Source organism: Streptomyces sp. NPDC000348 (assembly GCF_042898795.1).
Lineage (GTDB): Bacteria > Actinomycetota > Actinomycetes > Streptomycetales > Streptomycetaceae > Streptomyces.
Window position 1 is genome coordinate 173,608 of record NZ_JBIAZD010000001.1, and the last position, 25,485, is coordinate 199,092.

The 25,485-nt window shown below is 71.3% G+C and carries 24 protein-coding genes and 1 riboswitch; of the genes, 12 read left to right on the forward strand and 12 right to left on the reverse strand.

Translation table 11 applies throughout. From position 1 onward, the window contains the following. The first annotated feature begins 74 nt into the window (after positions 1 to 74). Positions 75 to 1,043, forward strand: coding sequence for a diacylglycerol/lipid kinase family protein (locus ACFY3N_RS00865; protein ID WP_390814507.1), 969 nt, complete (start codon positions 75 to 77; stop codon positions 1,041 to 1,043). A gap of 318 nt (positions 1,044 to 1,361) precedes the next feature. Then, positions 1,362 to 1,619: a WhiB family transcriptional regulator gene (locus tag ACFY3N_RS00870; RefSeq protein WP_030219886.1), complete on the forward strand. Its 258-nt coding sequence runs from the start codon at positions 1,362 to 1,364 to the stop codon at positions 1,617 to 1,619. Between the two features lie 138 nt (positions 1,620 to 1,757). On the opposite strand, the gene ACFY3N_RS00875 is transcribed toward ACFY3N_RS00870, so the two are convergent. Beyond that, positions 1,758 to 3,233: a sensor histidine kinase gene (locus ACFY3N_RS00875; protein ID WP_390814508.1), complete on the reverse strand. Its 1,476-nt coding sequence runs from the start codon at positions 3,231 to 3,233 to the stop codon at positions 1,758 to 1,760. A gap of 499 nt (positions 3,234 to 3,732) precedes the next feature. Between ACFY3N_RS00875 and nagB the strand changes: the two genes are divergently transcribed. The 7 genes from nagB to ACFY3N_RS00910 all read left to right on the forward strand — a co-directional run bounded on the left by nagB (position 3,733) and on the right by ACFY3N_RS00910 (position 11,802). Continuing rightward, complete coding sequence (gene nagB, locus ACFY3N_RS00880; RefSeq protein WP_390814509.1) at positions 3,733 to 4,518, forward strand: glucosamine-6-phosphate deaminase; 786 nt, start codon at positions 3,733 to 3,735, stop codon at positions 4,516 to 4,518. A gap of 158 nt (positions 4,519 to 4,676) precedes the next feature. Next, complete coding sequence (locus tag ACFY3N_RS00885; RefSeq protein WP_390814510.1) at positions 4,677 to 5,441, forward strand: GntR family transcriptional regulator; 765 nt, start codon at positions 4,677 to 4,679, stop codon at positions 5,439 to 5,441. A 206-nt stretch (positions 5,442 to 5,647) separates the two neighbouring features. Next, on the forward strand, positions 5,648 to 5,914 hold the full coding sequence (locus tag ACFY3N_RS00890; protein WP_390814511.1) for a DUF3311 domain-containing protein: 267 nt from the start codon (positions 5,648 to 5,650) through the stop codon (positions 5,912 to 5,914). Continuing rightward, positions 5,911 to 7,539: a monocarboxylate uptake permease MctP gene (gene mctP, locus ACFY3N_RS00895; protein ID WP_390814512.1), complete on the forward strand. Its 1,629-nt coding sequence runs from the start codon at positions 5,911 to 5,913 to the stop codon at positions 7,537 to 7,539. The genes ACFY3N_RS00890 and mctP overlap by 4 nt, the downstream gene beginning before the upstream one ends. 76 nt (positions 7,540 to 7,615) lie before the next feature. Next, complete coding sequence (locus tag ACFY3N_RS00900) at positions 7,616 to 8,122, forward strand: GNAT family N-acetyltransferase (RefSeq protein WP_390814513.1); 507 nt, start codon at positions 7,616 to 7,618, stop codon at positions 8,120 to 8,122. A gap of 12 nt (positions 8,123 to 8,134) precedes the next feature. Further along, a riboswitch (cobalamin riboswitch) is annotated at positions 8,135 to 8,306 on the forward strand. Positions 8,307 to 8,428: 122 nt separating this feature from the next. Continuing rightward, positions 8,429 to 10,795: a ribonucleoside-diphosphate reductase subunit alpha gene (locus ACFY3N_RS00905; RefSeq protein WP_390814514.1), complete on the forward strand. Its 2,367-nt coding sequence runs from the start codon at positions 8,429 to 8,431 to the stop codon at positions 10,793 to 10,795. Then, complete coding sequence (locus ACFY3N_RS00910; RefSeq protein ID WP_390814515.1) at positions 10,795 to 11,802, forward strand: ribonucleotide-diphosphate reductase subunit beta; 1,008 nt, start codon at positions 10,795 to 10,797, stop codon at positions 11,800 to 11,802. Before ACFY3N_RS00905 ends, ACFY3N_RS00910 begins: the two co-directional genes overlap by 1 nt. A gap of 30 nt (positions 11,803 to 11,832) precedes the next feature. Here ACFY3N_RS00910 and ACFY3N_RS00915 read toward each other — a convergent pair whose 3' ends face one another. Further along, positions 11,833 to 12,057, reverse strand: a complete 225-nt coding sequence (locus ACFY3N_RS00915) for a hypothetical protein (RefSeq protein ID WP_390814516.1) — start codon at positions 12,055 to 12,057, stop codon at positions 11,833 to 11,835. A gap of 93 nt (positions 12,058 to 12,150) precedes the next feature. Between ACFY3N_RS00915 and ACFY3N_RS00920 the strand changes: the two genes are divergently transcribed. Next, the gene (locus ACFY3N_RS00920; protein ID WP_390814517.1) at positions 12,151 to 13,113 is read left to right on the forward strand and encodes a GlxA family transcriptional regulator; all 963 of its coding nucleotides are present in this window, start codon (positions 12,151 to 12,153) and stop codon (positions 13,111 to 13,113) included. A gap of 15 nt (positions 13,114 to 13,128) precedes the next feature. Here the strand turns inward: ACFY3N_RS00920 and ACFY3N_RS00925 are convergent, their stop codons facing one another. The 10 genes from ACFY3N_RS00925 to ACFY3N_RS00970 all read right to left on the reverse strand — a co-directional run bounded on the left by ACFY3N_RS00925 (position 13,129) and on the right by ACFY3N_RS00970 (position 23,235). Continuing rightward, positions 13,129 to 14,499, reverse strand: a complete 1,371-nt coding sequence (locus tag ACFY3N_RS00925; RefSeq protein ID WP_390814518.1) for a cytochrome P450 — start codon at positions 14,497 to 14,499, stop codon at positions 13,129 to 13,131. Next, entirely contained in the window at positions 14,496 to 15,581 is a 1,086-nt protein-coding gene (cyc1, locus tag ACFY3N_RS00930; protein WP_390814519.1) for an epi-isozizaene synthase, read from the reverse strand. The genes ACFY3N_RS00925 and cyc1 overlap by 4 nt, the downstream gene beginning before the upstream one ends. A 219-nt stretch (positions 15,582 to 15,800) precedes the next feature. Then, positions 15,801 to 16,451: a peptide deformylase gene (def, locus tag ACFY3N_RS00935; protein WP_390814520.1), complete on the reverse strand. Its 651-nt coding sequence runs from the start codon at positions 16,449 to 16,451 to the stop codon at positions 15,801 to 15,803. A gap of 148 nt (positions 16,452 to 16,599) precedes the next feature. After that, positions 16,600 to 17,580 (reverse strand): tetratricopeptide repeat protein, encoded by a 981-nt coding sequence (locus tag ACFY3N_RS00940; RefSeq protein ID WP_390814521.1) that lies wholly within the window; start codon positions 17,578 to 17,580, stop codon positions 16,600 to 16,602. 102 nt (positions 17,581 to 17,682) lie between these two features. Further along, complete coding sequence (locus ACFY3N_RS00945) at positions 17,683 to 18,984, reverse strand: HD-GYP domain-containing protein (RefSeq protein ID WP_390814522.1); 1,302 nt, start codon at positions 18,982 to 18,984, stop codon at positions 17,683 to 17,685. After that, positions 18,981 to 20,381, reverse strand: coding sequence for an HD-GYP domain-containing protein (locus tag ACFY3N_RS00950; protein WP_390814523.1), 1,401 nt, complete (start codon positions 20,379 to 20,381; stop codon positions 18,981 to 18,983). Before ACFY3N_RS00950 ends, ACFY3N_RS00945 begins: the two co-directional genes overlap by 4 nt. A gap of 145 nt (positions 20,382 to 20,526) precedes the next feature. Further along, positions 20,527 to 20,838 (reverse strand): mycothiol system anti-sigma-R factor, encoded by a 312-nt coding sequence (rsrA, locus tag ACFY3N_RS00955; RefSeq protein WP_390814524.1) that lies wholly within the window; start codon positions 20,836 to 20,838, stop codon positions 20,527 to 20,529. Continuing rightward, positions 20,835 to 21,521 carry an RNA polymerase sigma factor SigR gene (gene sigR / locus ACFY3N_RS00960; RefSeq protein WP_320588452.1) on the reverse strand — a complete coding sequence of 229 codons (687 nt, stop codon included), beginning with the start codon at positions 21,519 to 21,521 and terminating at the stop codon, positions 20,835 to 20,837. Before sigR ends, rsrA begins: the two co-directional genes overlap by 4 nt. 255 nt (positions 21,522 to 21,776) lie before the next feature. Then, positions 21,777 to 22,418 (reverse strand): alpha/beta family hydrolase, encoded by a 642-nt coding sequence (locus ACFY3N_RS00965; protein WP_390814525.1) that lies wholly within the window; start codon positions 22,416 to 22,418, stop codon positions 21,777 to 21,779. 1 nt (position 22,419) lies between these two features. After that, positions 22,420 to 23,235: an SOS response-associated peptidase gene (locus ACFY3N_RS00970; protein ID WP_390814526.1), complete on the reverse strand. Its 816-nt coding sequence runs from the start codon at positions 23,233 to 23,235 to the stop codon at positions 22,420 to 22,422. Between the two features lie 60 nt (positions 23,236 to 23,295). On the opposite strand from ACFY3N_RS00970, the gene ACFY3N_RS00975 reads away from it, so the two are divergent. Both ACFY3N_RS00975 and aroA read left to right on the forward strand, forming a co-directional pair. Then, positions 23,296 to 24,018 carry a M50 family metallopeptidase gene (locus ACFY3N_RS00975; RefSeq protein ID WP_390814527.1) on the forward strand — a complete coding sequence of 241 codons (723 nt, stop codon included), beginning with the start codon at positions 23,296 to 23,298 and terminating at the stop codon, positions 24,016 to 24,018. Positions 24,019 to 24,140: 122 nt separating this feature from the next. Beyond that, complete coding sequence (gene aroA / locus ACFY3N_RS00980) at positions 24,141 to 25,481, forward strand: 3-phosphoshikimate 1-carboxyvinyltransferase (protein ID WP_390814528.1); 1,341 nt, start codon at positions 24,141 to 24,143, stop codon at positions 25,479 to 25,481. Positions 25,482 to 25,485 lie beyond the last annotated feature (4 nt).

Consider the following 25,485-nt stretch of genomic DNA (forward strand, 5'->3'; position numbering starts at 1 on the left):
GTTCACGCCCCGTCCACCCCTCCGCCCCCGCCTCGGTCTGGGCCCGGTACCACTCAGTAGGTACCCTGCACGTCATGCGTGCACTTCTCGTGGTCAATCCGGCGGCAACCACCACCAGTGCGCGCACGCGCGATGTGCTGATCCACGCGCTCGCCAGCGAGATGAAGCTGGAGGCGGTCACCACCGAGTACCGCGGACACGGGCGCGATCTGGGCCGGCAGGCCGCGGAGAGCGACGACATCGACCTGGTGGTGGCCCTCGGCGGGGACGGCACGGTCAACGAGGTCGTCAACGGTCTGCTGCACGCGGGACCCGACCCGGAGCACCTGCCCGGTCTCGCCGTGGTCCCCGGCGGTTCCACCAATGTCTTCGCCCGCGCCCTGGGCCTGCCCAACCAGCCCGTGGAGGCCACCGGCGTCCTGCTGGACGCGCTGCGCGAGGGCCGTGAACGCACCGTCGGCCTGGGTCTGACCTCGGGCACGCCGGGCTCGGAGGACGAGGCCGTACCGGCCCGCTGGTTCACCTTCAACGCGGGGCTGGGGTTCGACGCCGGCGTGGTCGGCCGGGTGGAGCAGCAGCGGGAGCGCGGCAGGAAGTCGACCCACGCCCTGTACATGCGCCAGGTGGTCCGTCAGCTGCTCGGCGATCCGCACCGGCGGCGCGGGGTGATCACCCTGGAGCATCCGGGCGAGGAGCCGGTCACCGATCTGGCGCTCTCCATAGTCTCGAACACCTCGCCGTGGACGTTTCTCGGCAATCGCCCGATCTACGCGTCACCTAAGGCCGCGTTCGATACGGGCCTCGATCTCTTCGGCCTGAGCCGGCTGTCCACCGCCGCGGTTGCCCGGTATGGCACCCAGTTGCTCACTTCGTCCCCGGAGCGCGGACCCCATGGCAGGCACGCGGTCTCCCGGCACGATCTGACACGCTTCACCTTGCATTCGAAGGTGCCACTGCCCCTCCAGATGGACGGTGATCACCTGGGGCTGCGAACCAGCGTGACGTTCACAGGCGTACGCCGTGCACTGCGTGTGATTGTGTGAGCAGAAAGGGCCAAAGTCCTTTCACTCGAACGTTTAGGCAAGGATCCACCCCATGGAAGTACGGCTGTGACCTAGTCGACACCGAAGAATCAAAAAAAACTTTTCGGAAGGGGTTGTATCCGCCGCCGAGGTTTGCGAGTCTCTTCTTGGCGATCGGGACGGCCCGCAACACCGGCCTCCACAGATCACCGGAACCCCTCTTCAAACCCAAGGACCACGCCAGCGAACCTGGCAGTCGGCCCTTCCCTTGTCGGGGGATTCGTGAAAGCGTTCACATTCACAAGCAATCGCAGTACATACCCAGGAGAGGTAGCAGCCATGGACTGGCGTCACAACGCCGTTTGCCGCGAGGAAGACCCCGAGCTCTTCTTCCCCATCGGCAACACCGGTCCTGCGCTGCTGCAGATCGAGGAAGCCAAGGCCGTCTGCCGTCGCTGCCCGGTGATCGAGAGCTGCCTGCAGTGGGCGCTCGAGTCCGGTCAGGACAGCGGCGTCTGGGGTGGTCTCAGCGAGGACGAGCGTCGCGCGATGAAGCGCCGTGCCGCCCGCAACCGGGCCCGTCAGGCCTCCGCCTGACAACCCACCCCTGCTGACAGCCTGAGCTTGGCGGCGCGTACGGCGCGTACGCATCTCCCGCCCCCGAGCCGCAGCGCGCAGTTGAGCACGAGCCCCGGCCGCTTTCAGCGGACCGGGGCTCTGTGCCGTCCGCGCCCGCTACTTGTCCGACTGCACCGGGATGTCCAGGATCACCCTGGTCCCCCGCTCCGGGGCCGGGACCATGTCGAAGGTGCCGCCCAACTCGCCCACCACCAGGGTCCGTACGATCTGCAGGCCGAGGTTGCCCGCGGTGTGCGGGTCGAAGCCCTCGGGCAGACCCACGCCGTCGTCCTGCACGGTGACCAGCAGGCGGGTCTCCTTCGTGGTGCCGCCGCGGACCGCCGACACCTCGACGGAACCGGTCTCGCCCTCGCGGAAGCCGTGCTCCAGGGCGTTCTGCAGCACCTCGGTCAGCACCATCGACAGCGGGGTGGCGACCTCGGCGTCGAGTATGCCGAAGCGGCCCGTGCGCCGGCCGGTGACCTTGCCCGGGGAGATCTCGGCGACCATCGCGAGGACGCGGTCGGCGATCTCGTCGAACTCCACGCGCTCGTCCAGGTTCTGGGACAGCGTCTCGTGCACGATGGCGATGGACCCCACCCGGCGCACCGCCTCCTCCAGCGCCGCACGGCCGCGCTCGGACCCGATGCGCCGTGCCTGCAGACGCAGCAGCGCCGCCACCGTCTGGAGGTTGTTCTTCACCCGGTGGTGGATCTCCCGGATGGTCGCGTCCTTGGTGATCAATTCGCGTTCACGGCGGCGAAGTTCCGTGACGTCACGGAGCAGCACCAGCGAGCCGATGCGGGTCCCCTTCGGTTTGAGCGGGATCGCACGGAACTGGATCACCCCGTCGTGCGCCTCGATCTCGAACTCGCGCGGGGCCCACCCGCTGGCGACCTTGGCCAGCGCCTCGTCCACCGGCCCGCGGGAGGGGGCAAGTTCGGCGGTGGTCCGCCCGAGGTGATGACCCACCAGGTCGGCGGCGAGACCCATGCGGTGGTACGCGGACAGGGCGTTCGGGGAGGCGTACTGGACGATGCCGTCGGCGTCGAGCCTGATCAGCCCGTCGCCGACGCGGGGCGAGGCGTCCATTTCGAGCTGCTGGTTCGCGAACGGGAAGGATCCGGCCGCGATCATCTGCGCGAGGTCCGAGGCGCTCTGGAGGTAGGTGAGCTCCAGCCGGCTCGGGGTGCGCACGGTGAGCAGGTTGGTGTTGCGCGCGATGACCCCGAGGACGCGCCCCTCACGCCGTACGGGTATGGACTCGACCCGTACGGGGACCTCCTCGCGCCACTCCGGGTCCCCTTCGCGCACGATCCGGCCCTCGTCCAGGGCCGCGTCCAGCATGGGGCGGCGGCCGCGCGGGACGAGATGACCGACCATGTCGTCCTGGTAGGAGGTCGGGCCGGTGTTGGGCCGCATCTGGGCGACGGAGACGTAGCGGGTGCCGTCGCGGGTGGGGACCCACAGGACCAGGTCGGCGAAGGAGAGGTCGGAGAGCAGCTGCCACTCCGAGACCAGCAGGTGGAGCCACTCGAGATCGGTGTCGTCGAGGGCGGTGTGCTGGCGTACGAGTTCGTTCATGGAGGGCACGTCAGCGAGCGTACCCGGCGGTCCGCGGGGCCCCGAAACACCCGCGGGCCGCGGCGCCTGGGAGGGACCCTCAACCCTCCCGGCACCGCAGCCCGGAGCAACATCGGCCGCGGGGTGTGCGGTCCCGGTCGGCCGAGGGACGAGGAGCCGGGGCAGTCAGGGCAGAGAGCTCCGGTTCCTCGGTTCCGCCTTCCTGTGCGGGGAAGGCAGGCTTGTCGTGCCCTGCTACGCATTGTGGACTAGACCACTGTCCCTGTAAATGCGTCGGACACTGTTCTTCGGTGCCGCGCCGCCGTCGGTCCGGACCCGCGGGCGTCCGTCATGCAGCCTAACCCGCGGGGTTCCCGCGCGGGGCCGGTCGGCCGGGTCAATTTCGGCGCGCGGCCTCCGCGCCCGCTCTGCTAGATTGAGATTGGTCTAAACCACATTGCATCACGCACGGACCCGTGCCGACGGGTCCGGTCCCAGTCGAGTCCCCCTCAAGATCGGCAGGCCCACCGTGGAAGTTGTCATCGTCGCGGACGCCGGGGCGGGCGGCGAGCTCATCGCCGAGGCCATGGCGCAGCTCCTGCGGCGCAAGCCCGACGCCCTGCTGGGCGTGGCCACCGGCTCGACGCCGCTGCCCGTCTACGAGGCGCTGGCGGCCAAGGTGCGCTCCGGCGCCGTGGACACCGCGCGGGCACGGATCGCCCAGCTCGACGAGTACGTGGGACTGCCCGCCGACCACCCCGAGTCCTACCGCTCGGTGCTGCGGCGCGAGGTGCTGGAGCCGCTCGGGATCGGGATGGACGCCTTCATGGGCCCCGACGGCACCGCCGAGGACGTGCAGGGCGCGTGCGAGGCGTACGACAGGGAGCTGGCCGGGGCCGGCGGCGTGGACCTCCAGCTGCTCGGGATCGGCACGGACGGGCACATCGGGTTCAACGAACCGTGCTCCTCGCTCGCCTCCCGCACCCGGATCAAGACGCTGACCGAGCAGACCCGGGTGGACAACGCCCGCTTCTTCGACGGCGACATCGACCAGGTCCCGCACCACGTCATCACCCAGGGCATCGGCACCATCCTGGAGGCCCGCCACCTGGTCCTGCTCGCCACCGGCGAGGGCAAGGCGGACGCGGTCGCCGCGACCGTCGAGGGGCCGGTGGCGGCGGTGTGCCCGGCGTCCGCGCTGCAGTTGCACCCCCACGCCACGATGGTCGTCGACGAGGCCGCCGCCGCCAAGCTGAAGCTCGCCGACTACTTCCGGCACACCTACGCGAACAAGCCGGACTGGCAGGGCGTCTGAGCGACCGCCTGTGGTCTGGACCAGCCCTTGTCCCGAGGGTATACAAAGGGGATCACGGAGCGTGCGGGGCACACCCCCGTCCCGAGCCGTGCCACGATGTCAGCCGTGGCCGATGGGGATGTCGGTCGTTTCGGCATCCGGAGCCGGGAAGGCAGAGCATGAGCACCGACGTCAGCAGTGCGGAGAACGAGGGTGGGACCACGGTCCGTACGGCGCGTGTGCCCAAGTACTACCGGCTGAAGAAGCACCTGCTCGACATGACCGAGACGGCGCCGCCCGGCACGCCGGTCCCGCCCGAGCGCACCCTGGCGGCGGAGTTCGACACCTCGCGCACCACCGTGCGCCAGGCGCTCCAGGAGCTGGTGGTCGAGGGGCGCCTGGAGCGCATCCAGGGCAAGGGCACCTTCGTCGCCAAGCCCAAGGTCTCCCAGGCGCTCCAGCTCACGTCGTACACCGAGGACATGCGCGCCCAGGGCCTGGAGCCCACCTCGCAGCTGCTGGACCTCGGCTACATCACCGCCGACGACCGGCTCGCCGGGCTGCTCGACATCACGGCCGGCGGGCGGGTGCTGCGCATCGAGCGGCTGCGCATGGCCAACGGCGAGCCGATGGCCATCGAGACCACCCATCTGAGCGCCAAGCGCTTCCCCGCGCTGCGCCGCAGCCTGACGAAGTACACCTCCCTCTACACCGCCCTCGCCGAGGTGTACGACGTCCGTCTCGCGGAGGCCGAGGAGACCATCGAGACGTCCCTGGCCACCCCGCGCGAGGCCGGACTGCTCGGCACCGACGTCGGCCTGCCGATGCTGATGCTGTCCCGGCACTCGCTGGACCGGGACGGGCAGCCGGTGGAGTGGGTGCGGTCGGTGTACCGGGGTGACCGGTACAAGTTCGTCGCGCGCCTGAAGCGCCCCCGGGACTGAGCCCGGACCGGCCCCGCCGCGGGTCCTCGGCGGGGCCGCGGAACCCGACGGCGCGGGCGGCCGACGGGGATTTCGTCGCTGTCGCCTCTCGGTTGAGCGGCGCCTGGGTACCGCTATGCGGACGAGGGGTTACGACCGCGCCGCACCCTGCCCTAGATTTCCTGCGCACTACCGCCGGTGATCAGTGAGGGGACGGGAGCCGTCTGATGTCGCAAGCCCCAGAAACCAGAGGAGGGCCGGTGGTGACGCCCGTGCGCGTCGTCATCGCCCTCTGTCTCGTCGCACCGTTCGTGGCCATGCTGTGGGTCGGGTCCTACGCGAAGACCGACCCGGTGCTCGTCGGCATCCCGTTCTTCTACTGGTACCAGATGCTGTGGGTGCTGCTCTCCACCGCCCTGACGATGGTCGCGTACAAGCTCTGGCAGCGTGACCAGCGCGCCCGCTCGGCCGCGAAGGGCGGTGCGTCGCGGTGAACGACGGCGTGAACGGCGTGGCGCTCGCCGTCTTCATCTTCTTCTTCCTGCTGGTCACGGCGATGGGCTTCATGGCCGCGCGCTGGCGCAAGGCCGAGAACGAGCACAGCCTCGACGAGTGGGGCCTGGGCGGGCGGTCGTTCGGGACCTGGGTCACCTGGTTCCTGCTCGGCGGCGACCTGTACACCGCGTACACCTTCGTCGCCGTGCCGGCGGCGATCTACGCGGCGGGGGCGGCCGGCTTCTTCGCGGTGCCGTACACGATCCTGGTGTACCCACTGATCTTCACCTTCCTGCCCCGGCTGTGGTCGGTGTCGCACAAGCACGGCTATGTGACGACGTCCGACTTCGTGCGCGGCCGGTTCGGCTCGAAGGGGCTGTCGCTGGCCGTCGCGGTCACCGGCATCCTGGCGACGATGCCGTACATCGCGCTCCAGCTGGTCGGCATCCAGGCCGTGCTGGACGTGATGGGCGTCGGCGGCGGCGAGGACACCAACTGGTTCGTCAAGGACCTGCCGCTGCTGATCGCCTTCGGTGTGCTGGCGGCTTACACGTACTCGTCGGGTCTGCGGGCCCCCGCGCTGATCGCGTTCGTGAAGGACACGCTGATCTACGTCGTGATCGCGGTGGCGATCATCTACATCCCGATCAAGCTGGGCGGTTTCGACGAGATCTTCGCCTCGGCGAGCGAGGCGTACGGCCAGACCAACCCGGCCACGGGCGCGCCGCGCGGTGCGCTGGTGCCGGGCGAGGCGGGCCAGTGGACGTACGCCACGCTGGCACTCGGCTCGGCGCTCGCGCTGTTCATGTACCCGCACTCGATCACGGCGACGCTGTCCTCGCGCAGCCGTGAGGTGATCCGCCGCAACACCACGATCCTGCCGCTGTACTCCCTGATGCTGGGCCTGCTGGCGCTGCTCGGCTTCATGGCGATCGCGGCCGGGGTCGAGGTCAGCAACGGCCAGCTGGCGATCCCGCAGCTGTTCGAGAACATGTTCCCGGACTGGTTCGCGGGCGTGGCCTTCGCGGCGATCGGCATCGGCGCGCTGGTGCCGGCGGCGATCATGTCGATCGCGGCGGCGAACCTCTTCACCCGCAACATCTACAAGGACTTCATCAAGCCGGACGCCACGCCCAAGCAGGAGACCCAGGTCTCCAAGATCGTGTCCCTGCTGGTGAAGGTGGGTGCGCTGGCCTTCGTCCTGACCATGGACAAGACCGTCGCGATCAACTTCCAGCTGCTCGGCGGCATCTGGATCCTGCAGACCTTCCCGGCGCTGGTGGGCGGCCTGTTCACCCGCTGGTTCCACCGCTGGGCGCTGATCGGCGGCTGGGCGGTCGGCATGGTCTACGGCACGGTCGCCGCGTACGGGGTGGCCTCGCCGACGCAGAAGCACTTCGGCGGGTCGTCCGAGGAGATCCCGGGCATCGGCGAGATCGGCTACATCGGCCTCACCGCGTTCGTGATCAACGTCCTGGTCACGGTCGTCCTGACCTTCGTCCTGAGGGCCGTGAAGGCGCCCGAGGGCGTCGACGAGACCGAGCCGCAGGACTACACGGCGGACGCGGGTGACCCCGGTGTCCAGGTGGAGCTTCCGCCGGCCACCGCGGGCAGCAGCCACTGACGCCCGGGACGCGGGGCGACGGGCCGCCGGAGAAATCCGGCGGCCCGTCGTCGTACCCGTCCGGCAGACTCCCCCCATGGACATCGTCATCCGGCCGGTGGAGCCCGGCGAGCACGAGGAACTCGGTGAGATCACCGCGCAGGCCTATCTGCTGGACGGGCTGCTCGACTTCGGGGAGAACGACGCGTACCTCGGTGAGCTGCGGAACGTGGCGAAGCGGGCGACGGCCGCCGAGGTGCTGGTCGCCGTGGAGGACGGGGCGGTGCTGGGCGGGGTGACCTTCGTGCCGGGCCCCGGGCCGATGGCCGACATAGCGGGGCCGGGCGAGGCGGAGATCCGGATGCTCGCGGTCGCCCGCGCGGGCCGGGGCCGGGGCGCCGGGGAGGCCCTGGTGCGTGCCTGCGTCGACCGGGCGCGGGCCGTCGAGGGGTGCGTGCGGGTCGTGCTGTCGACCCAGCGCACCATGCGCTCCGCCCATCGCATCTACGAACGGCTGGGTTTCGCCCGCAGCCCGGAGCGTGACTGGAACCCCCTGCCGGACCTGGACGACATCACTCTGCTCACCTACGAGTTGACGCTCTGACACCTCCGCGACACAACATATGGGGTTGTCGGCGGCACCCGGCACAAGATGTATGCTCATGCTCGCTGTCGCCGCAGGGGAATCCGGTGTGAGTCCGGAACTGTCCCGCAACGGTGTACCCATGCCCGCGCACGCGTGTGCACGGGCGTCAGTCCGAGGACCTGCCGACAGTGCGCCCGGCCGTCCGGTCCGGGTGCGTGGACGTCCGGGCCTCGCGGAATGGGCCGGTGGACGCGGCGCCGCGTGCGCTCGTGTGCTGCCCCCTGCCCTCTTCGAGGCCCCGTGCCGAGCGAGGGAGAGCCCCACGTGACCATCGCGCCAGCCGATCCGGCCTCAGCGATCGACGCGACCGAGGAGAGCGGCGGCCCCGGTGCCGCGCTGCTGCGGACCCTGACCGAGCTGACCGCCGACCTGCCGGACGCCGACCCCGGCCGGGTCGCCGCCGCCGCGCTGCGCGGCCGGTCCGCCGCCGCGGGCTCCGACATCACCGCGGAGCTGCGGGAGCTGGCCACCGAGGCGGCGGCCGGGCTCATCTCCGAGGACCCGGCCTACTCCCGGCTCGCCGCCCGGCTGCTGACCATCGGCATCCGCGCCGAGGCCGCCTCACAGGGCGTCACCTCGTTCACCGGGTCCGTCGCGACCGGGCACCGCGAGGGTCTGATCGCCGACCGGACCGCCGAGTTCGCCCGGCTCCACGCGGCCCGCCTGGACGCGCTGATCGACCCCCGGGCCGACGACCGCTTCGGCTACTTCGGCCTGCGCACCCTGCACAGCCGCTACCTGCTGCGGCACCCGGTCACCCGCAAGGTCGTCGAGACGCCCCAGCACTTCCTGCTGCGGGTCGCCACCGGTCTCGCCGAGGACGACAGCGTGCGCTCGCTGGACGAGGTCGCCGCGCTGTACGGGCTGATGAGCCGCCTGGACTACCTGCCCTCCTCCCCCACGCTGTTCAACTCCGGCACGCGGCACCCGCAGATGTCGTCCTGCTACCTCCTCGACTCCCCCAAGGACGAGCTGGACTCGATCTACGACCGCTACCACCAGGTCGCCCGCCTCTCGAAGCACGCCGGCGGCATCGGCCTGTCCTACTCCCGCGTCCGCGCCCGGGGTTCGCTGATCCGCGGCACCAACGGCCACTCCAACGGCATCGTCCCGTTCCTGAAGACGCTCGACGCCTCGGTCGCCGCCGTGAACCAGGGCGGCCGGCGCAAGGGCGCGGCGGCGGTCTACCTGGAGACCTGGCACTCCGACATCGAGGAGTTCCTGGAGCTGCGCGACAACACCGGCGAGGACGCCCGCCGTACGCACAACCTGAACCTCGCGCACTGGGTGCCGGACGAGTTCATGCGCCGGGTGAACGCCGACGCGCCCTGGTCGCTGTTCTCCCCGGCGGACGTGCCCGAACTGGTCGACCTGTGGGGCGAGGAGTTCGACGCGGCGTACCGGGCCGCCGAGGCGAAGGGCCTGGCGAGGAAGACCCTCCCGGCCCGCGAGCTGTACGGCCGCATGATGCGCACCCTCGCGCAGACCGGCAACGGCTGGATGACCTTCAAGGACGCCGCCAACCGCACGGCGAACCAGACCGCCGGGCCGGGCCGTGTCATTCACTCCTCGAACCTCTGCACGGAGATCCTGGAGGTCACCGACGACGGGGAGACGGCGGTCTGCAACCTGGGATCGGTCAACCTCGGCGCCTTCGTGGAGCGGGGGGACATCGACTGGGAGCGCCTCGACGAGACGGTGCGCACGGCCGTGACGTTCCTCGACCGGGTCGTCGACATCAACTTCTACCCGACCGAGCAGGCGGGCCGCTCCAACGCCAGGTGGCGCCCCGTCGGTCTCGGCGCCATGGGGCTGCAGGACGTCTTCTTCAAGCTGCGGCTGCCCTTCGACTCCCCGGAGGCGAAGGCGCTGTCCACGAGGATCGCCGAGCGGATCATGCTCGCCGCGTACGAGACCTCCGCCGACCTCGCCGAGCGGGACGGGCCGCTCCCGGCCTGGGAGGAGACCCGTACCGCCCGGGGCGTGCTGCACCCCGACCACTACGACACCGACCTGACCTGGCCGGAGCGCTGGGCGGCGCTGCGGACGCGGATCGCCACCGTCGGGATGCGCAACTCGCTGCTCCTCGCGATCGCGCCCACCGCCACCATCGCGTCGATCGCGGGCGTGTACGAGTGCATCGAGCCGCAGGTGTCCAACCTGTTCAAGCGCGAGACGCTGTCCGGGGAGTTCCTCCAGGTCAACTCGTACCTCGTCGACGACCTGAAGCGGCTCGGCGTGTGGGACGCGCGCACCCGTGAGGCGCTGCGCGAGGCGGGCGGCTCGGTGCAGGACTTCACCTGGATCCCCGAGGACGTGCGGCGGCTGTACCGCACCGCCTGGGAGATCCCGCAGCGCGGTCTGATCGACATGGCCGCCGCGCGCACCCCGTACCTGGACCAGGCCCAGTCGCTGAACCTGTTCCTGGAGACGCCGACCATCGGCAAGCTCTCCTCGATGTACGCCTACGCCTGGAAGCAGGGCCTGAAGACCACGTACTACCTGCGCTCCCGCCCGGCGACCCGGATCGCCCGCGCGGCCCGCGCCTCCGTCCCCGTCCCGCAGGCGGCCGACCCCGAAGCGGTCGCCTGCTCCCTGGAAAACCCCGAGTCCTGCGAGGCCTGCCAGTGATGACCACGAAGAACCTGCTCGACCCCGGCTTCGAGCTGACTCTCCGCCCCATGCGCTACCCCGACTTCTACGAGCGCTACCGGGACGCCATCAAGAACACCTGGCACGTGGAGGAGGTGGACCTCCACTCGGACGTGGCCGACCTGGCGAAGCTCAGCCCCGAGGAGCAGCACCTGATCGGCCGGCTGGTCGCGTTCTTCGCGACGGGCGACTCGATCGTGGCCAACAACCTGGTGCTGACCCTGTACAAGCACATCAACTCCCCGGAGGCGCGGCTCTACCTGTCGCGGCAGCTCTTCGAGGAGGCGGTGCACGTCCAGTTCTACCTGACGCTGCTCGACACCTATCTGCCGGACCCGGACGACCGCGCGGCGGCCTTCGCGGCGGTGGAGAACATCCCGTCCATCCGGGAGAAGGCCGAGTTCTGCTTCCGGTGGATGGACTCGGTGGAGACGATCGACCGGCTGGAGACGCAGGCCGACCGCCGCCGCTTCCTGCTGAACCTCATCTGCTTCGCCGCGTGCATCGAGGGCCTGTTCTTCTACGGGGCGTTCGCCTACGTCTACTGGTTCCGCGGCCGGGGTCTGCTGCACGGTCTGGCGACCGGCACCAACTGGGTGTTCCGGGACGAGACGATGCACATGTCCTTCGCCTTCGACGTGGTCGACACCGTGCGCAAGGAGGAGCCGGAGCTGTTCGACGAGCAGCTGGGCCGGCAGGTCACCGACATGCTGCGCGAGGCGGTCGAGGCCGAGCTGCAGTTCGCGCGCGACCTGTGCGGGGACGGGCTGCCGGGCATGAACACCGAGTCGATGCGGCAGTACCTGGAGTGCGTCGCCGACCAGCGGCTGGTACGGCTGGGCTTCGCTCCGGTGTACGGCTCGGAGAACCCGTTCTCCTTCATGGAGCTCCAGGGCGTCCAGGAGCTGACGAACTTCTTCGAGCGGCGCCCGTCCGCGTACCAGGTCGCCGTGGAGGGCACGGTCGACCTGGACGAGGACTTCTAGACCGCCGTGCGCCCGGGTGCCGCCCCGCCGTCACGCCGCTCGTGCGGTGCGGCGGGGGGCGGCGCCCGTCGCCGGGCGGGAGACCGCCGGCCCCTCGCGGCGCTCGGCGGCGGCGCGGGCGGCCTCGGCCCGCTCGATCTGCCGGTCGATCCGCCGCTCGCGCGCGATGCCGATCAGGGCGGGCCAGGTCATGAAGACGAACAGGCCGAGAACGGCCACCATCGCGATCAGTGCTTCCCACTGCGTCGTATCCATGGACACCACTGTCCCGCCCGATGCTCCTTACCGGCAGTGGCAGGACTGCCGCGCACCCTCGATTTACTGCCAACGGCACGGCACACTGGAGCCATGCTCCAGAACGTGGCCGCCGTCCTCCTCGACGGCGTGAATCCCTTCGAACTAGGCGTCGTCTGCGAGGTCTTCGGCGTCGACCGCAGCGACGACGGGCTGCCGGTGTACGACTTCGCCGTCGCCTCGGCCGACGGCCCCTCGGTGTGCACCAACACGGGCTTCTCCCTCCAGGTCGAGCACGGTCTGGAGCGCCTCGAGACGGCGGACCTCATCGCCGTGCCCGCCGGTGCCTCCTACGTCTCCCGGGAGTTCCCGCCCGAGCTGCTGGACGCCCTGCGCCGGGGCGTGGACCGGGGCGCGCGGGTGCTGAGCGTCTGCTCCGGGGTGTTCGTGCTCGCCGCCGCCGGGCTGCTCGACGGCCGGCGCGCGGCCGTCCACTGGAAGCACGCGGAGGAGCTGACCAGGCGGCACCCCCATCTGACGGTCGAGCCGGACGTGCTCTACGTCGACGAGGACCCGGTGATCACCTCCGCGGGCACCGCCGCGGGCATCGACGCCTGTCTGCACCTGGTGCGCAAGGAGCAGGGGCCGGAGGTCGCCAACAAGATCGCCCGGCGCATGGTGGTGCCCCCGCACCGCGACGGCGGGCAGGCCCAGTACATCGAGCGGCCGCTGCCCCGGTCCGGGGGCGACACCGTCTCCGAGGTGCTGGTGTGGATGGAGCGGCATCTCGACGAGGAGACCACCGTCGAGCAGCTCGCCGCCCGCGCCCACATGTCGCCGCGCACCTTCGCCCGCCGCTTCCAGCAGGAGACCGGCACCACGCCCTACCGCTGGATCCTGCGCCAGCGGGTGCTGCTGGCGCAGCGTCTGCTGGAGGCGACGGACGAGACGGTGGACGCGATCGCGGGCCGCACCGGCTTCGGGAACGCGGCGGCACTGCGCCACCACTTCATACGGACCGTCGGTACGACCCCGCACGCCTACCGGCGCACGTTCAGGGGCCCGGAGGCCGCCTGAACGCACGCCGGCCGGTCAGCGGGGCAGCGCCCGCAGCCTCAGCCGGCGCGGCCGGAGCGTGATGCCGATCCGGGGCCGGGGGTCGGAGCCGCTCGCGTGGTCGAAGCGGTAGGCGGAGGCGACCGCCGCGGTGACGAGCGTGAGCTCGGCCATCGAGAAGTGGTCGCTGGGGCACTTGCGGTTGCCCACGCTGAACGGGCTCATCGCGTACCTGGGCACGTCCTTGGACCGCTCGGGGAGCCAGCGGTCGGGGTCGAACTCCTCGTGCCGCTCGTACGACCGCCGGTCGCGCTGGACGGCGTACGGGCTGTAGATGAGGTCCGCCCCCTTGGGAATGCGGTATCCGCCGAGTTCCGTGTCGGCCACCGCCCGGCGCGTCAATATCCAGACCGCCGGATACAACCGCAGGGTCTCGGTGACGACATTCGCGGTGTACGTCAGCTTTCGGACGTCCTCGAATGCGACCGGGCGGTCACCTACGACGGTTTTCACCTCGTCGCGGATCTTGTCACCGAGTTCCGGGTGCTCGGTGAGGACCAGAAGGAGCGACATGATCGTGGCTCCGACGGTTTCGCTGCCGGGGGTGATTATGGCGATGACCTGATCATGGATCTCCTGTTCCCCGATGGGCTCGCCATTGTCGTCCTTCGCCTCCAGCAAAGCCGTCAGCAAATCGTCCGGTCTTTGACCGCCCGCTCGTCGGTCGGCGACGATCTCGTCCACCAGGAGATGCAAATCGGCCAGCGCCCGGTTGAATTCCCGGTTGGCCGGAAGGGGCACCTTGTAAAGCGGTCCGAGCGGTACCACCATGCGCTGGTACATACCGCTGAAGAGCGTGGCGAGGGCGTCGCAGATGCGCTCCGCCCGGGCGTCCATGTAACTGCCGCGCATCAGGCAGCGGGTGGTCACCCGGACGGCCACGCGGAACGACTCCGCCGTGACGTCCAGCACCTCGCCGGAGCGCCAGCGCTCCACGAGCGCGTACGCCTCCTCCGCCATGATCGGCCCGTACGCGGGAACGGCGTCGAGCTTGAACGCGGGTTGGATGGTGCGGCGCTGGCGCCGGTGCAGCGGGCCGTTGGCGGTGGCGACGCCCTCCTTGCCGAGCAGGTCCTCCAGGGACTCCCACAGCGGTCCGGCGATGATGTAGTCCGGGCTCAGCGCCACCGCCCCGGTGAGGGCGGGGGTGGTGACGGCGTACACCGTCTTCGGTCCGAGTCTGAGACGCACGACGTCGCCGTCGTCACGCAGCCGGGACATGAAGGACAGCGGATCGCGCGCCAGTTTCCACCCGTGGCCGAGGAGGGGGACCCCTCCGCCGGCCACGGGAGGCTCGCGCAGTGCGGCCGCCCCGGCCGTTTCGGGGTTCACGGACCCGACGGTCATGACTCACCTGCCGTTTCGTTGTCGACGTACGGGGGTGTGGACCGGTCGTCCCAGCTGTCGACCCGGTACCGGCCGGACTCGTGGTGGAACCAGTAGACGGAGCTGAACCAGTTCCGCATGTTGCCGACGCAGGCGCGTACGGCGGCACTCGTCTCCTTTCCTCCCACCGTGCCGTCGTCGAGGGCGTCCGCGAAGCGCAGGGCGTCCCTTTCGGCGTCCTGGAATTCGCTGATGCATTCCTCGACGCGACGCCTCAGGTCCGTGATTGCCTCTTCGAGCGTGAGTTTTCCGTGGGTGATGAGACTGATGCCGAGATTGTGCACCTCACTGCCCGCTATTTCCTTCGGCAGTGAACACAGGTCGTTGTACCAGGCGGCGAATTCCTGACTGAGCAGTGCCGCCTTCCGGTAGGCCGGGTTCCGGCGCACCTCGTCCGGCAGTTCACAGCCCGCGCTCGGCTCCAGGAGATCGTTCCAGATCCAGTGCGCGAAGGTGAGCCGACGCAGTTCCAGGTATTCCTCGACGGTGGGGACGACGCCCTCCGTGCGGTTGTGGAATTCCCGGTCGTACGCCTCGATCACCTCGTGGAAGTGCCGGGCGAACCGGTCGTTCCAGCCACCCGGCAGGAACGCGTACAGCCGCTCCACGCTGTCCGCGAGCCCCGCCACCACCGGGTCCTCGTGGCCCAGGTGGTCACCGGGGGCGTCGAGGGCCCGGTGCAGGCGGTCCTTCAGTCGCAGCCAGGCGGCGGGGCGGCCGTGCACGATGTCGCGGTCGTGCCGGTCGTCCCAGACGAAGAACCATGCGCTGTAGTCCGCTATCGCCTGCAGGACGTCGTCGGGGGCGCCTATGTAGTAGCCCGCCATAAGGTCGGTGTAGCACAGGCCATCGGCATATTCCTCCACCTTGTCCGTCGGCATGAGCCGCTTTTCGAGCAGCCAGGCCCTGGTCCTCTTCTGAAGCTGAGGCCAATAGGGGTGGAGTTGCCGGGGAAAAGCCGCCTCGATCACCGGAAGAGACAGCGCCGGTGGAACTGCGATGGTGGTCGGTGTCGATGTGGTGCCGTGTGACAAAGCATGCACGAACAATCCCCTCTCTGCCGCCAGTCGGCGTGCGCCCGCCCCGAGCCGGGCGCACGCCGTGCGTATCCCCGCACCTCCATTCAGCACCACAACTGACCGTTCTGGGAACGGATTTGCTTCTTTCCCTCATGCGGATGCGGCACAGATGAACGGCGCCCGATCGAAGAAGTGCTCGATCGGGCGCCGTCGGTGAGGAGACGGAGGGGCTCCGGAGACCGGTCAGTCGTTGGCCACCACGGGGTAACGCGGCTCGTTCTCGGCCATCTGCCGCAGCGCGTCCTTGCGTTCGCGCTTGGACAGCCGGTCGATGTAGAGGTAGCCGTAGAGGTGGTCGGTCTCGTGCTGCAAACACCGTGCGAAGTAGCCGGTGCCGCGTACCCGGACGGGGTTGCCCTTCTCGTCCTGCCCGGTCACTTCGGCGTAGTCGGGGCGGGCCAGCGGCATGTACGCCGTGGGCACCGACAGGCAGCCCTCGTTGCTGTCGTCCAGCCGGCGCTTCTCGGCGGGCAGTTCGACCAGCCTGGGGTTGCAGACCACACCGACGTGCCGCACGCCCTCGTCGTCCGGGCAGTCGTAGACGAAGACCTTCTTGTCCACGCCGATCTGGTTGGCGGCCAGGCCCACGCCCTCGGCGGTGCGCTGGCTGGCGAACATGTCGGCGACCAGCTGCTGGAACTCGTCGCCGAAGTCCGTCACGTCCTTGCACTCCTGGTGCAGCACCGGGTTGCCGACCACGGTGATCGGACGCGAGGTGCCGCGCTCCCGCCACGCCGTCTCGCGCTCCTCGCAGTTCTCCGTGTCGATGACGTATCCCTCGTCGTCGACGGGGAGCACGCCCGCGTGCTGCTGATCGGTGTCCTGCTGAGCCATGACCGACGTGTGCCTTCCTGGAAAAACAAGGGTGTGATGCTGATACAGGGTACGGGGAAGCACTCCTCGAGGGCGCGGGACCGGGCGATGTGCGGCTCCGCCGCGTGGGCGCGGTCAACCACGACGAATCCGCGGTCGGCCGACGGCCTCAGCAGACCTCTTCAAGGTCCCGCCAATCCCGCGAGTCCGGGCTGTCCGCGACCCATCCGTCGAGCAGCCCCCGGACCAGGGAAGCCGGCGCCGCGACGCCGCACTCCCGCTCCGGCACCCACAACTGCCCGTCCGTACGATGCCCGAGCGGTCCGGGGTGCCCCGGCTCGCTGTGGTCGTGCGGGTCCAGGTGCTCGCCGTCCCCCTCGTCGGACGGCATCCGGGACTCCGAGCACATCCGGCACAGCAGCCGTACGGAGGACGACCAGTCCTCGGCCGCGAACCCGGCGTCGGAGGCCAGCTGCTCCAGCGCGTCCCGGTCGGCCTCGGTCGCGGCCTCCAGCAGCACCACCCAGGTCGGCACCGGCGAGGGCGCCCACAACTCGATCTCGTCGAACACCGGGTAGGTGTGCCCGGCGGCGGTGCTCCGCTCCCCGTGCGGCACGCCGTCGTGCAGGACGACCTCGCCCCAGCGGCGCCCGGAGGACGGCAGCGGAATGGACAGCACCTCGATCCGGGCGGGGTCCAGCCTCCTCCCCCACACCACCTCCGCCTCCCCCTCCGGGGACAGCCGTACGGCCGCGCTGCCCAGGTCCATGCCGAGGGGCTCGCCGGAGTCGGTGGCCGAGCCGGGCACCTTGAGTCCGTAGGCCTGCCAGGCCCGCCGGGCCAGCGGCCAGTCCTGGAGGGCGGTGGCGGCGATGCCGACGTTCCACCAGTCGGGAGCCCCGGTGTCGCGGTCGAGCAGCGCCACGGCCCGCAGTCCGGCGGCCCGCGCCTGCTCCCAGTCGTGACGGAACTTGTGCAGCAGCGCGAGGTTGAACCAGGACTCCGACAACCAGGGTTCCAGATCGGCGGCACGGGTCAGCAGCGCGCCCGCGTCCTCGTACCGGCCGTCGCCGATGAGCGTGAACGCACGGTCCGTGGCCTGCCGCCAGGAGGCGGAGGGCCGGTGCCGTCCCTTGCCGAAGATCCTCACGATTCCCGCCTGCCAGTTCCGTCGGTGGGCTGGCTGTACCTGTCCGCGCCCCCGGACACCCTCTTCTTCGCATCCAACCACGTACGGCCGCACGGGCGCTCATTACCCATGGGTTACCCAGCCTCGGCCGGGGTCAGACAGTCCCGTCCGTGGCCCTCGCCACGCTCGGCCTCCGTGTTCACGCGTCCCCTCCGTGTTCCGTGACAGCACCCGGGCCAGTGCTTCGACCACCTCCGGGGCGTACTCCCCGGCGGCGCCCAGGCGCAGTTCCTCCAGCGCGGTCAGCGGCCCGCCGAGCCCTCCTTCCCGGGACTTCTCCTCGTACGCGTTGACCACCCGGACGATACGTGCGGCGAGCGGCTGCTCCGGATGCGGGTCGGCCTGGCGCTCGACGACGGCGGCCACGCGCGGGTCCACCCCGGTCTGGCGCACCACGGCGCCGCCGAGCAGCGCGATCCGCCGCTGCTCGGCGGCCGGCAGGTCGGCGGTGGCACCGTCGGGGACCGGGTCGACGAGGCTGAGCTGGCCGATGTCGTGCATCAGGGCGGCGTACTCCAGCACGGTCAGTTCGGGCTCGGTCAGCCCGAGGTCCCGGCCCACCGCCCGGCTGAGCGCGGCGACCCGGCGGGCGTGCCCGGCCGGGGTGTATCCGGCGATCTCGGTGGCCCGCGCGAGGGAGGCGATGGTCTGCCGGTAGGTGGCGCGCACGGCGGCGTACCGCCGGTAGGACAGCTGGGCCAGCAGGAGGGGCACGGAGAAGACGGGCAGCGCCCACAGCCCCACGACCGCGACCCCGAGCGCCATCACCGCGCCGGTGGCGATGACGGCGGCCCCGATCCCGGGCACGGCCCGCAGTTCGTCGCGCAGCGCCGGCCGGAAGGGCCACCCGGTGCGGGAGTGGGCCAGCGCGGCGGCGAGCACGGCGTCGCACAGCGCGGTGAGGGACAGCAGGGCGAGCAGGAGGAGCGCGTGGGCGGGGCCTCCCCAGTCGTCGAAGGTGCCCCGGTTGTACAGCGGCTGGAAGCACACGGCGGCGAACCCGACGGTCAGCACCCTGCGGGCCGGCGGGTCGAGGGCGGGGCCTTCACCACGCCCGACGTGCGGCACGCTGCCGAGCAGGGACGCGGCGAGCACCACGGTGACGACCTGGGCGGCGCCGTGCTGGGTGGGCCGTCCGGCGGTCTCGCCGAGCAGCGCGTACGCCAGGGATCCCGCGGCGGCGAGCGGCGCGGCCTCCCTGATCCGCGTCCCGTTGCGCCGGGTGAGCTCGCCGACCGCGATGAACACCCCGAAGGCGAGGGCGGCACCGCGTTCCTCGACGCCGTTGTAGAGGGTGGCGCCGAGGGAACCGGCGGCGAGGACGGCGGCGCACAGGTGCACGACGGTGTGGAGCCGGGGCCTCATCGGCGCGTCCCGGGCCGGCCGGCGACCGGTGCCGCGGGCCCGGGCACGGCGGTGGACCGTGGGTCGCCGGTGGCCGGCCGGGGGTCGTCGGCGGTCACCGCCGGATGCCAGCCGGCCCGGCCGATCGCCCGTACCAGCGCGGCCACCATCCGCGGGTCGAAGTGGGCGCCCGCGCACCGCCGGAGCTCCTCCAGCGCCACGGGCACGGGCCGCGCCCTGCTGTAGGAGCGGGTGGAGGTCATCGCGTCGAAGGCGTCGGCGACGGCGACCACCCGGGCGGACTCCGGGATCTGACCACCCGCCAGTCCGTAGGGGTATCCGGTGCCGTCCAGCCGTTCGTGGTGGTGCAGGACCGCTGCGCGGGCCTCGCCGAGGAAGGAGATCCCCCGCACCATCTCGTGCCCGTACTCGGGGTGCAGTTCGATCACCCGGCGCTCCTCGGGGGTCAGCGGGCCGTTCTTGGTGAGCAGCCGGGTGGGCACGCCGAGCTTGCCGACGTCGTGCAGGATGCCCGCGAAGCGGAGCACCTCGACGCGCTCGTCGTCCATGCCGAGTTCCCGCGCGATCATCATGGACGCCCGTCCGACGCGTTCGCTGTGCCCGCGCGTGTAGCCGTCCTTGATGTCGACGGCCTGGACGAGGGCGCGGATCGTCGCCTGATGGGCGGCCCGCTCCCGGTGGTACTGGGCGAACGCCCACCAGGAGACGCCCATCGGCAGCAGCACGAGCAGCGCGGCCACGGGACCGTAGGGGCTGCGCCACAGCAGCGCCATCATGAGTCCGGCGAGGCCGTGCACGGTGATCGGGGCCAGCGACCCGAGGAACAACCGCCACCAGGCGGCCGACACCGGGATCCGCCTCCCGTGCGGGAGCACGCCGGGCGCCGGCGCCGGGATGCCGCCGTCCAGCAGGGTGAGCACCAGGCAGAACACCAGCACCGCGGCCCCGGCCGTGCCGAGCGCGGCCGGGACGTCGCAGTCCGCCACCGCGTCCCGGCCGCCGACCGCCAGGTGGACCCGGCTCGCGGCCCACACGGCGAGCATCAGCCGGCCGGCCCGCCAGAGCCCGCGCGTCAGGTGCGGGCGTTGGTCCCCGGGGAGCAGCAGCGCCCCGGGGAGCGCGACCAGCGCCGCGGCGGGCGGTGGCAGCAGGAAGGCCCCGGCGAGCAGGACGGGGTGGAAGGTCCCGCCCGGGTGCGGGGCGGCGGCCGGACGCGAGCGGGCGAGGCGCTCGCAGCCCGCGTACAGCGCGGCGAGCAGGGCGACCGCCCACCAGGAGAAGCGGGCGCCGCCCGGCGGGGACACCGGGGCGGAAAGGGCCGGGGACAGCGGACAGAGCAGGCCCAGCACGGTGACACAGGTGACATACGCGCGGGCCCGTGCCGGTAACGCCTCCATGAACCCCTCCCCGACCGTGCCCGCCGACACCCGACCTGTCACCTGCCAGGCTCTGGAGCCTAGGACGGCGGGGTGTGCCTCCACGGGCCGATAACCCGCGCATTAGCACGTTCGAGTGATACAGGGGCCGGGGAACCGCGGGGTGTCAGGACTCCTGCGGTGTGGCCGGCGAGGCCGTGACGTCCTGGCCGGGGACGGCCTGGCCGGAACGGATCAGGTCGATCCGGCCCATGACCTTGGAGCGCAGGTCGCCCGGCACGTCGTCCTGCCCGCAGCAGCGCTTGACCAGCTTCTTCACCGCCTGCTCGAGCCCGTACTTCTCCAGGCACGGCGAGCACTCCTCGAAGTGGTGCTCGAACTTCACACAGTCGGAATCCGGCATCTCACGGTCGAGGAACTCGTAGAGATGATCGAGGATTTCGCTGCAATCCGTCTCGTGCGGCTCTCCGCAGCTCATGACCCCGAGCCTTTCGCTTCGTTCGACTCTCCGGCGCCGGCCGGGACCAGTCCGCGCTCGCGCGCGTAGTCCTCCAGCATGCCGCGCAGCTGACGGCGGCCACGGTGCAGCCGGGACATCACCGTACCGATGGGTGTCCCCATGATGTCCGCGATCTCCTTGTAGGCAAAGCCCTCCACATCGGCGAGGTACACCGCGATGCGGAACTCCTCCGGGATCGCCTGGAGCGCTTCCTTGACGTCCGAGTCGGGCAGGTGGTCCAGCGCCTGCGACTCCGCGGAGCGCAGACCTGTGGACATGTGCGACTCGGCGCGCGCGAGCTGCCAGTCCTCGATCTCCTCGGCCGCGCTGCGCTGGGGTTCGCGCTGCTTCTTGCGGTACGAGTTGATGAAGGTGTTGGTGAGGATCCGGTACAGCCACGCCTTGAGGTTGGTGCCCTCACGGAACTGGTGGAAGGACGCGTACGCCTTGGCGTACGTCTCCTGCACCAGGTCCTCCGCGTCGGCCGGGTTGCGCGTCATGCGCAGGGCGGCCGAGTACATCTGGTCGAGGAACTCGAGCGCGTCCCGTTCGAAGCGCGCACTGCGCTCCGCGGTCGACTCCGCGCCCGTGCCGCCCTGGCCCTCGGGCTGCTCCGCCTGGCCGTGTTCGGTCCCTGCGTCGGTACCGGGAACCGGACCCACCTCCTCCAGAGTTGTCGTGGGACCGAAGGCGGCCCCACCCGAATCGGAGGATAGACGACGATCCGGTCCGCCCGCCGCCCGAATGGGGGCGGTCTTGGCCGCGTGCAGCACCGTCCAGTCCAGGTCGGCGCGGCTGCTGCGGGTCGGGCAGGCTGTCGAACCCATGCGGCGGACTTCCTCTCCTACGGCGGTGGTGCCGTCGGCCGGCACGTACGACCGTCCCAACAGTGGGAGCCGCCCGGGCATTCCCGGTGCTCAGCCGAGCGTGCCGGTCCACCGCACGACGGCGTCGGTGACGACCGCCACGGCCCCGTCCTGGGTGATGTCCGCCCGCTTGGGCACGGCGAAGCCGTGGTCGCCGTGGGGGACCTCGACCAGTTCGAAACCCCCCTCGGGGAACTCCCCGGGCCTGCCGAAGGGATCGTTGCCGCCCTGGACCACGAGCGTGGGCACGCCGGTGCCCAGCAGCTCGTCGGCGCGGGACCTCTCGGGCCTGCCCGGCGGGTGCAGGGGGAAGCTCAGGGCGAGCACGGCGTGCGCGCCGAGTTCCGTGGCGGTGCGGCAGGCGACGCGGGCGCCGGCGCTGCGCCCGCCCGCGACCACCGGCGGGCCCGGCTTCGCCAGCGCGGGCCAGATGCCGCGCCAGCCGGCGTCGAGGGTCCTCGGCGCGGGGGCCACCTTCCTGCCGGCCACCCGCCAGGGCTGTTCGACCAGGGCGACGGTCACCCCGTGCGCGGGCAGTGCGGCGGCGAGCGCCTTCAGGTCCCGGGCCTCGACGCCGCCGCCGGCGCCGTGACCCAGCGCGAGGACGAGGCGGGCGCGGCCGGGTGCGCGGTGCCAGGTGATGCGGGCGGGGCCCGCGTCCGTCCCGACGGTCTCGGTCGTGTCAGAGGTCACGTCAGAAGAGTGTGCCCTCTTCCGGCGCGGCCAGCTCGGTCAGCAGCTCCGGCCCGTTGTTGCGGACGTTGCTGACCGCCGTGGCGACCGGGTAGGCGCGCATCAGGCCGGGGGGCGGCGGGGCGAGCAGCTCGCGCACTTCGCCGACGTCGGTGCGGGCGGGGTCGAGCCAGGCGTCCCAGCGGTCCGGGGTGAGCATCAGCGGCATCCGCGGGTGGATCTCGGCGAGGGTGTGCGGGCCGTCCGCCGGCGACACGGCGAGCGGGTCGCTCTCCGCCTCGGTGGTGATGACGGAGCACGTCACCCACCAGGCCTGGGGATGGTCGTCCGGCAGCGTCCTGTCCCGCCAGAACTCGTACAGCCCGGCCATCGCGAACACCGAGCCGTCGGCCGGGGTCACGAAGTAGGGCTGCTTGCGGGGCCGCTTCTTCTTCCCCTCGACCTCCAGGTCCCGCTCCTGCTTGCCGGTGACCCACTCGTAGTAGCCGTCGGCGGGCAGGATGCAGCGCCGGGAGGAGAAGGCGCGGCGGTAGGACGGCTTCTCGTGGACGGTCTCCGCGCGGGCGTTGATCATCCGGGCCCCGCCCTCGGGCGTCTTGGACCAGGAGGGCACCAGGCCCCACCTCAGCTTCCGCAGCTGCCGAACCGGGCGCGGGTCCGCCGCGTCCTTCAGGGCACGGTCGAGTACGGCGTAGACCTCCTTGGTCGGCGCCACGTTGTAGTCGGGCTCCAGGGCTTCCTCCGGCTCCCACTTCTCGATCTCAAAGATTCCTGCGAGATCCTCGGGCCTGCGACTCGCTGCATACCGTCCGCACATACGTGCAACACTGCCAGACTCCGCACGCGCAGAGGGAGCAACCGGAAACAGATGGAAAGCATGGTCAGTACCGCGTCCGCCTCACTCGCCTCCCTCTGGGACGAGGTCTCCGGCACCCAGCCCGACCCGGACGTGTGGGTGGTCGTCGCCACACTGGTGGCCGCGGCCGCCGTCGTCGTGCCGCAGGGGCTGTGGCGGCTGTCCCGGAACGCCGTCACGATCGCCCACGAGGGCGGGCACGGTCTGGTGGCGCTGCTCACCGGCCGCACGCTGACGGGGATACGTCTGCACTCGGACACCAGCGGTCTGACCGTCAGCCGCGGAAAACCGCACGGCGTCGGCATGATCCTCACGGCCGCCGCCGGCTACACCGCTCCCCCGCTGCTGGGGCTGGGCGGCGCCGCGCTGCTCGGCGCCGGCCGCATCACGCTGCTGCTGTGGCTGGCCACGGCACTGCTGGTGGCGATGCTGGTGATGATCCGCAACGCGTACGGGGCGGTGTCGGTGCTCGTCACGGGCGGCACGTTCGTCCTGGTGTCCTGGCTGGCCGGGCCCCAGGTGCAGGCGGCGTTCGCGTACGCCGTGGTCTGGTTCCTGCTGCTGGGCGGCGTGCGCCCGGCCTTCGAGCTCCAGGCCAAGCGCTCACGCGGCGGCGCGGGGGACTCGGACGCGGACCAGCTCTCGCGTCTGACCCACGTGCCGGCGGGCCTGTGGCTGTTCCTGTTCCACGCGGTGTCCCTGTGCTCCCTGCTGGGCGGCGGCAGGTGGCTCCTGGGGCTGTAGCGGGCACGGGCACGGCACCTGTCGGCAGGGCCGCGGGGTTCCGCCGCGTGGGCGCGACAGGCCACCACGCGGCCGTACCCGAAGCACGGCCTGCCCCCCGCCCTCCTTATAAAGTGGACCCCATGGCCCGAAACCCCGCACACACCGCCCTCTGGCCCGCCCCGCACGCGAGCGGAGCCGTCGACGCGACGGTCCACGTGCCCGGGTCCAAGTCGGTCACCAACCGCGCCCTCGTGCTCGCCGCCCTCGCCTCCGAGCCGGGCTGGCTGCGCCGCCCGCTGCGCTCCCGCGACACCCTGCTGATGGCCGGCGCGCTGCGCGCCATGGGCGTCGAGATCGAGGAGACGGTGTCGTCCAGCTCCTCCGTCGCGGGGGGCCCGGACGTCACCGGCGAGGCCTGGCGGGTGCTCCCCACCGGCCTGCGCGGCCCGGCCACCGTCGACGTCGGCAACGCCGGCACGGTGATGCGGTTCCTGCCCCCGGTCGCCACGCTGGCCGACGGCCCCGTCCGCTTCGACGGCGACCCGCGTTCCTACGAGCGTCCCCTGAACGGCGTCATCGACGCGCTGCGTCAGCTGGGCGCCCGCATCGACGACGAGGACCGCGGCGCGCTGCCGATGACCGTGCACGGCGGCGGCGCCCTGGACGGCGGCACCGTGGAGGTCGACGCGTCCTCGTCCTCCCAGTTCGTCAGCGCCCTGCTGCTGTCCGCGCCGCGCTTCAACCAGGGCGTCGAGGTCCGCCACACCGGCGCGACGCTGCCCTCGCTGCCGCACATCCGGATGACCGTCGACATGCTCCGCGCGGTGGGCGCCCAGGTGGACACCCCCGAGTCGGGCGGCGAGCCCAACGTCTGGCGGGTCACGCCGGGCGCCCTGCTGGGCCGGGACCTGACCATCGAGCCGGACCTGTCCAACGCCCAGCCGTTCCTGGCGGCTGCGCTGGTGACCGGCGGCAAGGTCGTCGTCCCGGACTGGCCGGCCCGTACCACCCAGCCCGGTGACCGGCTGCGGGAGATCTTCACCGAGATGGGCGGTTCCTGCGAGTTGACCGAGTTCGGGCTCGTGTTCACCGGCTCCGGGTCGATCCACGGAGTCGACGTGGACCTCGGCGAGGTCGGCGAGCTGACGCCCGGCATCGCGGCCGTGGCGGCGCTCGCGGACTCCCCGTCGACCCTGCGGGGCGTGGCCCACCTCCGGCTGCACGAGACGGACCGGCTGGCCGCGCTGACCAAGGAGATCAACGAGCTGGGCGGCGACGTCACCGAGACCGCCGACGGTCTGCACATCCGCCCGCGCCGGCTGCACGGCGGGGTCTTCCACACCTACGAGGACCACCGCATGGCCACCGCCGGTGCGATCATCGGCCTGGCGGTCGAGGGCGTGCAGATCGAGAACGTGGCGACCACGGCGAAGACCCTGCCGGACTTCCCCGAGCTGTGGACCGGGATGCTCGGGGCGTAGGGGT

What these genes read in the sequence shown, in the direction of transcription:
- ACFY3N_RS00865 (WP_390814507.1), top strand. Translation starts at nt 75, where the DNA reads ATGCGTGCACTTCTCGTGGTCAATCCGGCGGCAACCACCACCAGTGCG.
- ACFY3N_RS00870 (WP_030219886.1), top strand. Translation starts at nt 1,362, where the DNA reads ATGGACTGGCGTCACAACGCCGTTTGCCGCGAGGAAGACCCCGAGCTC.
- ACFY3N_RS00885 (WP_390814510.1), top strand. Translation starts at nt 4,677, where the DNA reads ATGAGCACCGACGTCAGCAGTGCGGAGAACGAGGGTGGGACCACGGTC.
- ACFY3N_RS00890 (WP_390814511.1), top strand. Translation starts at nt 5,648, where the DNA reads ATGTCGCAAGCCCCAGAAACCAGAGGAGGGCCGGTGGTGACGCCCGTG.
- ACFY3N_RS00900 (WP_390814513.1), top strand. Translation starts at nt 7,616, where the DNA reads ATGGACATCGTCATCCGGCCGGTGGAGCCCGGCGAGCACGAGGAACTC.
- ACFY3N_RS00910 (WP_390814515.1), top strand. Translation starts at nt 10,795, where the DNA reads ATGACCACGAAGAACCTGCTCGACCCCGGCTTCGAGCTGACTCTCCGC.
- ACFY3N_RS00915 (WP_390814516.1), bottom strand. Translation starts at nt 12,057, where the DNA reads ATGGATACGACGCAGTGGGAAGCACTGATCGCGATGGTGGCCGTTCTC.
- ACFY3N_RS00920 (WP_390814517.1), top strand. Translation starts at nt 12,151, where the DNA reads ATGCTCCAGAACGTGGCCGCCGTCCTCCTCGACGGCGTGAATCCCTTC.
- ACFY3N_RS00925 (WP_390814518.1), bottom strand. Translation starts at nt 14,499, where the DNA reads ATGACCGTCGGGTCCGTGAACCCCGAAACGGCCGGGGCGGCCGCACTG.
- def (WP_390814520.1), bottom strand. Translation starts at nt 16,451, where the DNA reads ATGGCTCAGCAGGACACCGATCAGCAGCACGCGGGCGTGCTCCCCGTC.
- ACFY3N_RS00945 (WP_390814522.1), bottom strand. Translation starts at nt 18,984, where the DNA reads ATGAGGCCCCGGCTCCACACCGTCGTGCACCTGTGCGCCGCCGTCCTC.
- ACFY3N_RS00950 (WP_390814523.1), bottom strand. Translation starts at nt 20,381, where the DNA reads ATGGAGGCGTTACCGGCACGGGCCCGCGCGTATGTCACCTGTGTCACC.
- rsrA (WP_390814524.1), bottom strand. Translation starts at nt 20,838, where the DNA reads ATGAGCTGCGGAGAGCCGCACGAGACGGATTGCAGCGAAATCCTCGAT.
- ACFY3N_RS00970 (WP_390814526.1), bottom strand. Translation starts at nt 23,235, where the DNA reads ATGTGCGGACGGTATGCAGCGAGTCGCAGGCCCGAGGATCTCGCAGGA.
- ACFY3N_RS00975 (WP_390814527.1), top strand. Translation starts at nt 23,296, where the DNA reads ATGGTCAGTACCGCGTCCGCCTCACTCGCCTCCCTCTGGGACGAGGTC.
- aroA (WP_390814528.1), top strand. Translation starts at nt 24,141, where the DNA reads ATGGCCCGAAACCCCGCACACACCGCCCTCTGGCCCGCCCCGCACGCG.